At 58.0% G+C, this 13,090-nt stretch carries 10 protein-coding genes and 1 CRISPR repeat array (1 of these 11 only partly in view); of the genes, 3 read left to right on the forward strand and 7 right to left on the reverse strand.

Features of this window, described 5'->3' with window-relative positions; all coding sequences use genetic code 11:
* Positions 1-589: direct repeats of the CRISPR family, unit length 36 nt; unit sequence GCTGGGGTTCAGTTCCCAAACACCCTGATAGACTTC; it begins 600 nt to the left of the window's first position.
* A 50-nt stretch (positions 590-639) separates the two neighbouring features.
* The 7 genes from cas2 to BJP08_RS11115 form a co-directional block, all read right to left on the reverse strand.
* Positions 640-969, reverse strand: a complete 330-nt coding sequence (gene cas2, locus BJP08_RS11085; protein WP_071569636.1) for a CRISPR-associated endonuclease Cas2 — start codon at positions 967-969, stop codon at positions 640-642.
* Positions 950-1,870 carry a type II CRISPR-associated endonuclease Cas1 gene (gene cas1, locus BJP08_RS11090; RefSeq protein WP_071569637.1) on the reverse strand — a complete coding sequence of 307 codons (921 nt, stop codon included), beginning with the start codon at positions 1,868-1,870 and terminating at the stop codon, positions 950-952. The genes cas2 and cas1 overlap by 20 nt, the downstream gene beginning before the upstream one ends.
* Positions 1,867-5,190 (reverse strand): type II CRISPR RNA-guided endonuclease Cas9, encoded by a 3,324-nt coding sequence (gene cas9, locus BJP08_RS11095; RefSeq protein ID WP_143110111.1) that lies wholly within the window; start codon positions 5,188-5,190, stop codon positions 1,867-1,869. Before cas9 ends, cas1 begins: the two co-directional genes overlap by 4 nt.
* Before the next feature lie 254 nt (positions 5,191-5,444).
* Positions 5,445-7,058, reverse strand: a complete 1,614-nt coding sequence (locus BJP08_RS11100) for an MFS transporter (protein ID WP_177221762.1) — start codon at positions 7,056-7,058, stop codon at positions 5,445-5,447.
* Positions 7,059-7,060: 2 nt separating this feature from the next.
* On the reverse strand, positions 7,061-7,495 hold the full coding sequence (locus BJP08_RS11105; protein WP_071569646.1) for a DUF2871 domain-containing protein: 435 nt from the start codon (positions 7,493-7,495) through the stop codon (positions 7,061-7,063).
* Positions 7,496-7,638: 143 nt separating this feature from the next.
* Positions 7,639-8,304, reverse strand: coding sequence for a hypothetical protein (locus BJP08_RS11110; RefSeq protein ID WP_071569639.1), 666 nt, complete (start codon positions 8,302-8,304; stop codon positions 7,639-7,641).
* 2 nt (positions 8,305-8,306) lie between these two features.
* Positions 8,307-9,326 (reverse strand): hypothetical protein, encoded by a 1,020-nt coding sequence (locus BJP08_RS11115; protein WP_071569640.1) that lies wholly within the window; start codon positions 9,324-9,326, stop codon positions 8,307-8,309.
* A gap of 168 nt (positions 9,327-9,494) precedes the next feature.
* Between BJP08_RS11115 and BJP08_RS11120 the strand changes: the two genes are divergently transcribed.
* The 3 genes from BJP08_RS11120 to BJP08_RS11130 all read left to right on the forward strand — a co-directional run bounded on the left by BJP08_RS11120 (position 9,495) and on the right by BJP08_RS11130 (position 12,940).
* Complete coding sequence (locus BJP08_RS11120; RefSeq protein ID WP_071569641.1) at positions 9,495-10,634, forward strand: NADP-dependent malic enzyme; 1,140 nt, start codon at positions 9,495-9,497, stop codon at positions 10,632-10,634.
* An 8-nt stretch (positions 10,635-10,642) separates the two neighbouring features.
* Positions 10,643-11,449: an HtaA domain-containing protein gene (locus BJP08_RS11125; protein WP_071569642.1), complete on the forward strand. Its 807-nt coding sequence runs from the start codon at positions 10,643-10,645 to the stop codon at positions 11,447-11,449.
* Positions 11,450-11,845: 396 nt separating this feature from the next.
* Positions 11,846-12,940 (forward strand): ABC transporter substrate-binding protein, encoded by a 1,095-nt coding sequence (locus BJP08_RS11130; RefSeq protein ID WP_071569643.1) that lies wholly within the window; start codon positions 11,846-11,848, stop codon positions 12,938-12,940.
* The last annotated feature ends 150 nt before the right edge of the window (positions 12,941-13,090 follow it).

Consider the following 13,090-nt stretch of genomic DNA (forward strand, 5'->3'; position numbering starts at 1 on the left):
CTGATAGACTTCCAGCTTGAGTGAAGCACCGTTGGGCAGTGCTGGGGTTCAGTTCCCAAACACCCTGATAGACTTCACACTGAGCAAACACACACCGCTACCGAGCTGGGGTTCAGTTCCCAAACACCCTGATAGACTTCGAATCGCGCACGATCGACCCGGACAATAGCTGGGGTTCAGTTCCCAAACACCCTGATAGACTTCCCCGAGCAGGTTTGCAAGTCCTGGTCAGGCTGGGGTTCAGTTCCCAAACACCCTGATAGACTTCTATTCGAGAAACGTCCTAAACTCTCTCCGCTGGGGTTCAGTTCCCAAACACCCTGATAGACTTCATCCGTCGCAGCGAATGGATCGCACCCAGCTGGGGTTCAGTTCCCAAACACCCTGATAGACTTCGAAAACGACGAGGGAGACGAAGCCAAGTGCTGGGGTTCAGTTCCCAAACACCCTGATAGACTTCCCAAGGAGCACACGACGGTATGACGAGACGCTGGGGTTCAGTTCCCAAACACACTGATAGACTTCTGCAAGTTTTCCCCCCGCTCATTATTAAGCTGGGGTTCAGTTCCCAAACACCCTGATAGACTTCAGGTCCCTCGAAAAATGGCGTCCAAACAGGGTGTTTTCAGCGTGCCCGCGTTAAAAAATTGTCAGTTGAGACGGCTGTTCCTCGGGGGTGCTCTCCTTAGCATTAGAAAAACGAATAGTTTTCGACCACTGGTGATCCGTCACTGACATGATCCTAATGTCGCCACCAACAGGAAGACCCAGCTTTAAAGCTTTGACAGTAGACGAAATCCTTGAAGCTAACGGAAAATACTGCACGTAGACGCTGTATTGTGCTCTGCAGAAGCCTAAGTCAAGCAAGTCATTTCGAAACCTGGTCGCCTCACGTCGCTGATTGGCAGTCTTTACTGGAAGATCAAACATCACTACACACCACATGGGCTCACTCCCCGTCGCTGGCATCAGCTGGTCCTTTCCACTGTGGGACAGCAAGATTAGTGATGTTTCCCTCCGCGTAAAGGCCAAATGACTGCGCGAACGACTCAAATACAGTGGAAACAGTCTCACCGTTGGCCATGAATGGCGCTGTCTTGATGTACTCGACGAGGTGTTGCTTGTGCAAAGTACCAAAATCCTTTGCAGTATCTAGTTCGCCGAACACCGCATAGTCAACGAAAGGACGGAATGGTTCCATCAGGTCATCGACGAGAGCGAAGCAGTTACTTCTACCACGATGGAAAACACCTAAAGCACCACTAAGGCCAGCCGCACAGACGGCACGAATTCCGATTCCACGCAACACGGTATAGCCGTAGTCCAATGCAGAATTAGAAAAGTCTATGCCGGAACCCGGTAGTCGCGAAAACTCTTGCCCTGAGATGGAAGCCCAGTAATGACGTGCAGCTTGCGCTTCTATGTTCGTGGTATCACCAGAAAGAACTAATGCTGGATAACCAGCAAGTCTGGCATCGACCTGTCCGGTCAATGCATGTGCAGTGACTATCTGGCCAGCGATTTTGGCCTTAATAATTGCAGCCCACGCTCGCTTCCTTGCTGGTTTCGACATACTCGCTTGCGCATTGGTCCGGGCACCAATACGAGTATGTGTCGACCAAGGATAGGCGCCCGAGACCGGCACGTTCCGCCAGTCACAGACCAGCATGGCAACATCGTATTCTCCTAGTTTGGCTAGGACTGCTCCGGAGACTGACACCTGCACTCCTACGAGAACTACCGCCAGCTGAGCTATCGGAAGCTTCGTAGTTGTATCGGTTTGACTGTTAATTACAACCAATTGACCGCGTTCATACCGCAGAGAACCGACCAGCTGTGTGCAGTCAATCACTCTCCAGCCGGGATTCATTTGTCATTCTCGACTTTCCAGCAAATTGGGAGATGACCCTTGGAGAACCAACGCTCTTGCCCAAGGGTGTTTCTTCGGATGACGGAAACCTCGCCAGAAGAAAACACCACATTCACTGCCGCTCGCCATCCAGTACTATCGATAAGCTTCTTGACATCACTTGGCGCATCATCGCACAAACCTTCCGCTGACATCATTAATGGGCGAAGGCGAATTTTCGCCCGATGGTTAAATCCATCGACACGCCAGCGTGAGATGTCACCGTATGTGTGTCGGAGTGTGCTGATCTGGCCGGTGTTGAACCCTGATACATCGATCACGAGCTCATCATTTTCGGTTAACCAGCCAAGGTATTCCGCCGTACCTTCCTGCAGCGCTTTCCGAAGTTTCGGTTCAGCTTGCCTCATCGAGATGGTCTGTGGCGGTAGTTCTACCGAAAAAACATCGGTGTTTCGATGGCGGACCAGATCGTGGTCATACACACGCAACATTGCGTACACCGGTTTCTTACCTGTCGTAATTCGGTATATACGAGCATGGTGGAAACGAGTCAGTTTGGCAAAACCGCCACGAACCTTGACCGCACCCGCGCCGTCCTTACCAGGCTTACCAGGGAAGAACTCGATGGTGTCACTTGCATCGAGGTGCGTCCCATGAACTCGAATCCTTCTGTTTTGATCGGCTGGAAGCCCCTCTTTCTCATCGTAATCAGGGTGATACGTCAGTGCGCACCAAAGTGCTTCTGTCGCTGCTCGGTCAATCTGCTCCGGTGTGAGCGCATCACCCACCCGTAACTTGTCCAGTGCACCAATGGTGTCCTCGTGAGCTCGACCGTTTCCTGGGCGGAGACGAAGATTGGAAGTAACCGGAATTTGGTCCTTCAGAAGCGCTGACTCCAGAAGTTCGGAAAGCTTATACATGCGAGTTTTCCACTTCCGCCACTCAATCTGGTGCGCAGTATCATCGCCCTCGTACTCTTTCCACTGAGGAGGTTGCTTAGCCAAGTACTGAGCACGCTTCTTGTTTCTGCGCAATGCCAACACCTCTGCGACGTACGGGGTTGTCATGCTGATCACCGCGGCATCAATCGCATGGTGACGACGATCGAGACGGGATTTGCCAGGGCCGTCGATAAACTGCAATTTGCCAGAGATACCAGATGCGAGACGCGCTTCGTGTGTCAATTCACCCCTATAAACATTGACACGCGTGCCATGCTTCTTCATTTCTTGTGCGAGCCGCGCCCGTAATTCATTCGCCATCCATGCAACAGACTCCAACGACCGGTTATCTAAGGGTTCGTCAAAGCTTGTTCGGCGAAGACGCGTTTGAACAGCGGATACGAATTTTTTGAACTGAGGTCTGGAAAGACCTGAGTCCTCATTCCAATCACGGGTTCTATCTAGTGCCTCTTTAAGGCTCACACCCGAGATACCGCACTTGCTCGCCCACGTTGCAAAAGGAATGTTCCCCTTTGCCAAATTGCATTGGTGGCAAACTGCGACAAGGTTCTCCCGTATATTCGACGAACCAGGCCCAGCCTGCGGAACGATGTGGTCCATCTCGGCGGTGAAATATGTGATTGTTTTACCGCAGTAGGCGCAGCAGCCGTTTTGACGCTGTACGGACTGAAACCGCCAGATATCCTCACGGCGTACAGCGTTCTCAATGCCGAGCTTCTCGTGCATTTTCTGGACGATTTTTTGATTCTGCTTGTAACGCTTTTCGTTCTCGCGCTCTAGCTCTCTGGCTTTAGCTACGCTCATGAAGCCGCTTCGCACGTGCTCAATAACGATTCGCTGAGGGGCACCCCACTCGCGCTCGGCAGCTGCAGTCCACCGTGCCACGGCTTTAAGCACTCGGTCTACAGCCGGATTGCCAACAGGTTCACCCACTTCAGGCGCTGGTGGGGTCCAGTCAGCAGGGACATTGAATTCCACTCGCCGCGCTTCGTATAGGTCCACTCCGTCTTGTAGCATGCGCTCGGTAAGGCGGCGCAGCGTATCTTCGCTGTAGGCTGCGCGACCAATCGGCAGGTGAACACTGTCAAGCTTTTCCTGATCCTCTTCTGAGAGCGTGGTGAAAAACGCTTGTACGGAGGCACCTGCTTCAGAATCCCAATCATCAACTTCAGCATTTGAAAGCGCCTTGATCATGGCAACTCGTTGATCTGAGGTGGCCGATTTCCACCAAAGCTTCAGCGGCTTCACTGTGGTGGAGGATAAGAGGCGGTCCGTGTCATGTACTGGTGGCCGTGCCCCAGCACGTTCACCATCATCAGTCATTGTTGCAGTACCAACGAGTCTCCCGCGGTCAATATTGAGCACTTCCGCGACGGACACCCAAGAAGGAACAGTCGACGACGGAAGATTGAGAAGATAGTCAAACACGAGCTGACGCTGTGGCACGTCAAGCGGGTGTTTTTCTTCTTCTGTCCGGATTCTGAGATTCCCGATCAGCGCAGCAATTCGGTAGCGCTGGAATGCATCAGAAGCTTTGAGAGCTCTGACAAGATGAGGTTGAAGGGGATCTTTGCCAGCCCTTCCAGCCTGAGCCCCTTTTGGTGACTCTGCTGCGAAAACATGGTCGATCAATTCTTTCCGGAGGGAGTCGTCGATACGCTGCACCTCGCAGATTTTGTTGATCTCACGGGCAAGATCACTTTGGTGGAGACGAGCAGAGATTACTGTTTGCTTGACGTCCTCAGGCGCCTTCTTTTTGTCCTTGCGCTTTCCTCCGCCACGCAAACGATCTTCACCGACCTTGGCAAAGGAGATCAACTGGCCGACAGTTAGATCGCTTGGAATATCAACGTGCAGCTTTTTAGAGAGTTGTGCGCGAATTTCTTCAAAGTTGTCGCTCGGCCCTTTTGGCGCATAGAGCGCCGACACTTTCGAATACGGATTCCGCCATCCGCGATGATTTGCAATATGCCGAATCGCAATAGAGAGTTTTTCCTCACGCACCTCCTTGGTCTCGATGTAGCGCGTTGCGAGTTGAGCTCGGGCTGTCCAAGGCAAGAATGGGTCCGTGTACTCCTCAAACGGTACAACTGGCCACCCAAGCGATGCTAGGAACTTATCCAGGCGAATCGAACGCTTCTTTCGGCGATGATAGAGGCGACGAGTGCGTCGAGCTACACCGGAAACAGCAAGCCTTGTAATGCCTGACTTGTTGGAATCCGGATCAACCCCGGAGTCATGAATGAGAGACATTGCACTCAAAATGTTGCAAGGGATACCTTGTTCATCGAGTTCAATTGCAGCAAAGCCAACAGAGTGAGTACCAACGTCGATACCGATATTGTATTTCTTCACAATATGTTCCTTTGAAAGAAAAAGCCGGGCGTCCGATGGACGACCGGCTGGAGCATTCAATACCGAAAGCGAGTCGGTATTTTACTGAGGTTCAGTTCCCTTTCAAGATACCAGATTATTTGGCTGAATTACACACAACGTACATAATGAGACGGAGCTCATACTCATCATGCGCGATTACTGACACGTTTTATGAGCCGTGTATAGCGGAGAAGCGCCCAAAACGTTTCCGCCGATTTAAGAAACCAAGCATGCTTTCACTTTGCCGCCCTCCGCACCTGCAGCGCGCCGACGAACCCGAGGGCAAGGAAGGCGGTGGCGGCGAGGAGGGACCAGCGGGCGGCGTCGGCCATGCCCTCGCTGAGCGCCTGCACGACGGCGGCGGTTTGGTCGCCGAATGCGCTGGCTGTGCCCTCCATGCGGAGTTGGGTAATGGCGGAGCCCGCGGATTGGCGGGTGGCGGTGGAGGTGGCGTCGGCAAGGGGGCCGGTGATGCCGGCGGCCGTGAGGGTCTTGGGGAGGGCGATGGCGAGGGCCATCGAGAAGACGGAGCCGGAGACCGCGGTGCCCAGGGCGGAGCCGATCTGGCGGACGGTGCTTTGGGTGGCGGAGCCTTGGCCGGAGCGCTGCACCGGAATATCCTGGAGCACGGTGCCGGTGAGCTGCGCCGATGCCAGGCCCAGGCCGAGGCCGTAGAGGGTGAGTGGGGCGGCGATGAGCCAGCCGCTGGTGTCGGCGCCCATGACAAGGGCGAGGATGATGACGCCCACAACCTCGAGGGCGAGGCCGATCAGGACGGTGCCCGGCGCGCCGAAGCGGGCGGCGACGTGGCGGGCGGCGGCCCCGGAGAGGAATGCGCCGACGGCCATCGCGGCCAGGACCAGGCCGGCGGACATGACGGACAGGCCCAGCGCATTAATAAGGTAGAGCGGCAAAATGAAGATGATGGCGAACTCGCCGATGGCGACGGCGCCGGCGGTGATGTTGCCCCAGGAGAAGGTGGAGTAGGAGAACAGGCCCAAGTCGAGGAGCGCGGAGCGTTCCACGCGTTTGCGGTGCTGCTCCCAGCGGATGAAGAGGAAGAAGGCCACGGCGGAGATCGCAAGTGCCACGGGGATGGGGGAGACCGGGGCGGTGGTGGGCCAGGTCCAGCCGAACACGGTGAGGGGTTCCTTGGGGGTCCACCAGCCGAGGTCGGGTGCCTCGATGATGGCGAAGACGAGGGTGCCGAAGGCGATGGCGCTGAGTTGGGCGCCGTCGACGTCGATGCCGGGGAGTTTGTCGGGGCTGCGGGTCTCGCGGACGGTGAGCACCGCGCCGATGGCGACGATCACGCCAATGGGCACGTTGACCAGGAAAATCCAGTGCCAGGACACCCACTGCGTCAGCGCACCGCCGGCCAGGGGACCGACCGCGGCGGCTCCCGAGATCACGGCGCCCCACACGCCGAAGGCGGCCGCGCGGTACTTCCCGCGGAACACTGCGTTTACCGTCGACAGGGTTGACGGCATGATGAGGGCGGCGCCGACGGCTTGCACTGCACGGGCGGAAATGAGGGTCGAGGCGGACGTCGAAAAGCCGGCGAGGACGCTGCCCGCGACGAACACCCCGAGGCCCGCGAGGAAGGCGCGCTTGCGGCCCCACGAGTCCGCAATCTTGCCCGTGGACAGCAACAACGCGGCGAGCAGCACCGCGTACAGACTGTTCACCCACTGTGCCTGGGTGAGGTCCAGGCCGAGGTCAGTAATTATCGACGGCAACGCCACGCCAACGATCGTGCCGTCGAGAACGATAACCCCGAGCCCCACCGAAAGAACGGCGAGACTGATCCAATCGCGACGCGTTGGCGTGGTGACCTCTACTTCGCTCATCACTAACGCCTTACTGATTCTGGCTCAACAGACTTCAGCGAGCGACCAAGCGCCGCCATGAACAAGCCCAACGCAATCGTGATCGCAATGTGGCCCAGGCCCGCGATACCCGCGATCATCGCCGTGGACTCCTTGCCCTGCACCGTGAGAATGCCGTGCCAGACCATCATGCCCGTCGTCGTGAGCACGCCGACGTTATACACCCAGAAGAACCAGGTGAACATCTTGCCGGACCGCGACACCCGGAACAGCTTCTCCAACACCAAGAAGATCAACGACATGACGAACCCGAGCACCAACAAGTGCGTGTGCGTCACACCAAGCTGCGTGAACTGGCCCTCCGGGAAATCATTCGCGCGGGTGAACTCGCGGTAGAACAACCCCGCGCCCAGCCCAAGCACCAAATACAACACTGCTGCCCTGTACAACTTCTGCACCTTGCACACTCCTTCAACAACCGCCAACACCGGCGGGAAATCCATTGACACCATCAATGGTGCTGGAGCGGGCACAGAAAGTAATCGCACAGCAGGTTGAATGTGACGTCAACCGAACGGTTGAGTCGACATTGGTGACGATTCTAGAAAGACCAGTGATAATCAGCTATTTTGTGTTCTGGCCACCGGCGGTCGTGCCGCTCGTCGATGTGAAGCATGGTCCACACGTCGTCGATGTCGGATCCGTAGTGGCGAGCGAAGAGGACCGCCATCGAAAATTCCGTATCGATGACGGCTTCCTTCCACATTTGAAGCTCCTGCATCTCCTCGTCGGAGTAGCTCACAACTCTGATGTAACGGCCTTGTTCCAGTGGTTTTCCTGCTCGGGTAAACGAGCGTGGGTAGTGCACGTACGGTGGTGTCTTAAAACTGTGTCCCCAAAACTCAGGGTATCCCTGGTAGTACAACAGCACAGTGGGCCACCCACAGCCTGACGTGTGTTGGGCTCGGTGGATCAGTTGATTGTTGCGAACTTCCGGACCAGTGTGGTCGATTTTCTCGCCGTCGCAAAAGTAGATGTGCTCAGACTGAGCGGGATAGGAGTGCACACGGTACACCGTGAAATCAGTGAACGGGCCCTCGGCGTCCGTGGTACCTCCGCTGTATTTCATGCAATCGAACGTCACCTCTGTCGAGGTGTTGTGCATCATGAGGCTTCTCAGCACGCCAGAAGCACTCAGGTCTGTAATATCTTCGAACTCGGTGAGCCCCTGGTTTTCACAGAAGTCATCCCACAGCGGACTATGCATATTCAGTCCTCCTTCCAACCGAATTGCTCAGTGACGGGTAAACGCTTGAGCCCATCCACGAACCGCGCGATCACGGGCTCACCCAGCAGGTACGCGCCGTAGACTCCGAGCCCTGCCAGGCCGATCACGATCGACAGCGTGAGCCCCAAGACCATGTCCTCCTGCTGTCGGCTCAGCGGGTCACCACTCTTGATCTTCGAGGACAGCACCTCAAACTCGTCGGCCACCCGCCGCGTCCAGGGCTGGCCGGGAGGACGCATTTGGGTGAGGGGAGAGAGTCGGCCCGGGGCGTCGTCGTGAATGCCGCACGATCCTGGCTTGGCTGTAAGGTACGTCGGCACCTCCGTGCTGGCTTTGCAGGACTTGTTCGTCACCGACGTGACCTTCCACTCGTACCAGGTCTTACTCGGCGGGGCTTCGACGGTGCTTGTTTGCGAAATGACGCCGACGAACCCAAGAGAATTGCCAGCGGCATCGACGAGCCAGGCGGGACCGCCGGAGTCGCCCCGGATGAGGGTCTCGTCGGCCTCCACTTTGATCACGCCGTCGCCCGCGCCCTGGGTATGCCCGCAGACCACCTTGCGTTGCCTCACCGAGTTCGCACAGACCTTCATGCCGGACTCGAGGGAGTCATAATCGGCAATCGTGTCGCCCGAAAAAGGGTTCTGGCCTGCGGTGACATCCGCGTAGAGCCTGACGGCCATGACGTCGTCGTTTTTGAAGCGGGCGTCGATAAGCCCGGCGCGAGTGCTGAAGCCCACCGCTTGACTGTTCTTGTACAGAAGTTCCCCCGGGCCCTGCGTGAAGCAATGGCGCGCGACGTAGGCGGTTTTCGACACCGCATCAACGTATCCTACCTGGCACTTCGCGATGCCCACCTCAACAACATCGCCCTGGTTCACCACAATGCTAGGGGTGAAGCGCACGGAGCTGAGGGTCGTCGCGTTGCTGGGTGCCGCCATACCCGCCAGCGCCAACGTGGTGGCCAGCGTGACAACTCCGAGTCTTGTTGCGCGTTGCACCTGCGCTCCTAGCTTGTTTAGGGACACCTTGTATTGAAGCCACCTTATCCTAGTGCGTACTTTTTCGACATCTGTTTCACGTGAAACATTCACGGGGCTAAGCGGACTACCCCTGACACCCTGGAGCTGTACTATAGGGTCCAACTTTTGATTGATGAGAGGACGACCATGCAGGAACAGCCGACCACTGAGGAAATATTCGCAGCTCACGAGAGTGGAAAGCTTGCCATCCAATCCCGGATGGAAGTGAGCAGCATGCGCGATCTTGCCATCTGCTACACGCCGGGGGTAGCGGAAGTCTGCGAAGCCATCGCCCAGGACCCCGCCAAGGCGCGCCGCTACACGGGCGCCGGGAACACCGTCGCCGTCATCACCGACGGCACAGCGGTCCTCGGGCTCGGTGACATCGGCCCCCAAGCATCCCTGCCCGTCATGGAGGGCAAAGCCCAGCTCTTCCAACAATTCGCCGGGCTGAACTCCTTCCCGATCGTCCTCGACACCCACGATGTTGAGGAAATCGTCGACACCGTCGCGCGTATCGCGCCCTCGTTCGCAGCCATCAACCTCGAAGATATCGCCGCGCCACGCTGCTTCGAGATCGAACGCCGCCTCGACGAACGCCTCTCCATCCCCGTCATGCACGACGACCAGCACGGCACCGCCGTCGTCATCTATGCGGCACTGCGCAACGCCGCGCGCGTCCTCAACCGCACCCTCGCCGACCTGCGCGTGGTCATCTCCGGCGCCGGGGCCGCGGGCATCGCATGCGTCGACATGCTTCTCGACGCCGGCATCCGCGACATCATCGTCCTCGATTCCCAGGGCCCCATCCACGCCGACCGCGCCGGCCTCACCCCCGTCAAGCAATCGCTGGCCGCGCGCACCAACCCCCGCAACATCACCACCAGCGTCGACGACGCCCTCCGCGACGCCGACACCTTCATCGGACTGTCCCGCGGCCACATCACCGAAGAGCAAGTCCTCCTCATGGCACCCGACCCCATCCTGTTCTCGCTGGCCAACCCCACCCCGGAAATCGAACCGGAAGTCGCGCGGAGGCATGGAGGGGTCGTCGCAACGGGGCGCTCAGACATGCCCAACCAGATCAACAACGTCCTCGCGTTCCCCGGCATCTTCCGCGGCGCCATCGACGCCGGCGCCACCCACATCACCCGCCCCATGCTGCTCGCCGCCTCCGAAGCCATCGCCTCACTTATCGACGCCCCCACCGCCCACAACATCGTCCCAGAGGCGCTCGACCCGCGGGTGGCGCCGGCCGTCGCGAAGGCGGTGGCGGAAGCCGTGTAACAGAACAGGTGGCTCAGGGCGATACGCCCAGTATTAAGAACACTGCACTTGCCAACGGCGTCGCAATTGCCATCGCCGCCTCCGCGCTCATCGCCCCACAAGCCACCGCTATCGAAGACGGCTCCTCCCTGCCACTCGGCACCACCCAGGTCGCCAGCGGTACCTTCACCTGGCCGATCAAGCAGTCCCTGCTGCAAGAACTGAACAAGAACGCCAACCTCGTCACCGGAGCCGGCGTCTACGCCAAGGACCAAGCCACCTTCAACCCAACCACCAACCTGGTCACCTTCCCCCTCGACGTTGCCGACACCCGCCTCGACGCCAACGGCAACGGCGTCCTCCACTTCGACGGCGAACTGAAACTGCACGGCACCGTTCCCCCCAAGGTCGACATCGACGACATCAAAATCACCATCGCAGGCACCAACGCCACCATCACCGGCGATATCGAAACCGGCACCCTCCTTGAGCGGGAACACAACGACGTCGTCCTTGGCACCTTCCAGCTCGACAAGGCGATCGACCCCGCACAGCCCAGCTTCTCCATCAAGGACCGCCCTGTCACCTACGGCATCGGCATCACACCACTCGGGTTGAAAGTCGGCGACACCCCAACTGACGCCAACGCGAACCTCGACCTGACCTTCGGCAAGGCCGATCTGAGCTCCCGCCTCAACATCGACACCGAAGACAAACTCAAGGCCGCAGGCATCGCCCTCGGCGTCCTTGCAGCACTCGGTGCCATTGCCGCCGTCGTAGCAGGGCCACTCAAGGACCTATTGCCCTTCGACCTGCCAGTAAAACTGCCGTTCTAAAATAGCTGCTGACCTGCAGTGTTGGTGAGTTTTTCGCGCAGACTTTACAAGAGTGAAAACTTCGCTATAATAAGAGTTGAGCCTCCTGCCCACGGATTCCCCCCGAGTCCGGTTGAGCACTCAACACCCCCCCATTTTCGAGTGCGAGAGCGCAGGAGGTTCACTCCTTTCTTTTTCTCTTTGGGGCTCCAGTGACAAAGGACGCATGTTTAAATTCCGCGCTCCACATTCCCGCAGGTCATAAATGTACTAGATGTTAGTGGTTGCGTCTTTTGTCACTCACCCCAGGAGACGAGCACCAAATTCCTGGTTTTGGGGAGGGGCGGGTTCGGGGATGGGGGCGTCGATAGGTACACTGCTGGCGTAATCACAACCTTGAAGAAGGAGTCCTTTCCTATGCGTCACCACGCCGTAGCCGCAACGTTGTTGACCGCAACACTGCTGGTCACCGGGTGCACCGCCGAAAACTCAGCAGACAACTCAGCTGACAATACAACCGAGCAAACGACCCACACCACCCAAGAGGAGACCACCCGCTTGCTCACGGACATCGACGGCACGGACGTGCGGGTGCCGAAGCAGGTGACGCGCATGGCGGACACATGGGACGTGAACAATCAGTTCGTGCTGATGCTCGGCGGCGGGGACACCCTGGTGGCCACCACCGAGGAAGCGAAGCAGCTGCCGTGGCTGACGAAGATCTACCCACACGTCACCGAGTTGCCGACGCCGGCGTCGGGAACCCGGCTCAACGTGGAAGAGCTGAAAGAGATCAACCCGGAAATGCTCCTGACCTCCTCGAAGGAGCAGGTTGAGGCGGCGCGGGCGCAGGGGATCCCGGCGGCACGAGTCGACTTTGACGACTTTGAACAGCTGATGAAGTCGGTACGTATTACGGCGAACGCGCTGGGCACTGAGGAGGCCGACCAGAAGGCCACCGAGTACGTGACCTACATGGAGCGCAACCTGAAGATCGTCGCGGACCGCCTGGGCGGGATGTCGGGAGAGAAGAAGCCGAAAGTGCTGCACATCGTCGGCGGAGAGGACGTGACGCAGGCCAGCGGGCCGGACTCTCTGGCTGGGGAGTGGATTGTGGCGACGGGGGCTCGCAATGTGGTGGAGGACGTTGTGGACGTCACAACCGTCACCGCGCAAGACATTGTCGACGCCGCTCCGGACTTCATCATTGTGGGCGGTACGGAGGCGCAGCAGAGCGTCGATAAGCTGGTGCAGGACCCTGCGCTGGCGAACGTGCCCGCGGTGAAGCAGGGCAACGTGGTGAAGAACCCGGTGGGGACGTCGAATTGGGACCGCTACTCGGCGGAGGAGGCGTTGCAGCTGCTGTGGGCCGCGAAGCTGTTCCACCCCGAAAAGTTCGAGGACGTCGACCTGGTCGCGGAAACCCAGCAATTTTACTCAACGTTCTACGGGTACGAGCTGAGCGCCACGGACGCGCAGCGGATCCTGAACGGGGAGGGACCAGCCAACTAAGGCCAACCTTGGTTAAAAATAATGGGTTAAGGGTCAAAAAGTGTGTCCGGAATCGCGGATTTTCACGGATTGACCTGTAGGTTTCCGGAAAGTATATGCTCCGGAAGCATATATCTAGCCCCCGACGGGAAATCCTCGGTGTGGCAGCCG

It is taken from the genome of Corynebacterium sp. NML140438, from assembly GCF_001875725.1.
Lineage (GTDB): Bacteria > Actinomycetota > Actinomycetes > Mycobacteriales > Mycobacteriaceae > Corynebacterium.

Coding starts and splice junctions, on each gene's coding strand:
- cas2 (WP_071569636.1), bottom strand. CDS start 969: ATGCCAGCGACGGGGAGTGAGCCCATGTGGTGTGTAGTGATGTTTGAT.
- cas1 (WP_071569637.1), bottom strand. CDS start 1,870: ATGAATCCCGGCTGGAGAGTGATTGACTGCACACAGCTGGTCGGTTCT.
- BJP08_RS11100 (WP_177221762.1), bottom strand. CDS start 7,058: ATGAGCGAAGTAGAGGTCACCACGCCAACGCGTCGCGATTGGATCAGT.
- BJP08_RS11110 (WP_071569639.1), bottom strand. CDS start 8,304: ATGCATAGTCCGCTGTGGGATGACTTCTGTGAAAACCAGGGGCTCACC.
- BJP08_RS11120 (WP_071569641.1), top strand. CDS start 9,495: ATGCAGGAACAGCCGACCACTGAGGAAATATTCGCAGCTCACGAGAGT.
- BJP08_RS11130 (WP_071569643.1), top strand. CDS start 11,846: ATGCGTCACCACGCCGTAGCCGCAACGTTGTTGACCGCAACACTGCTG.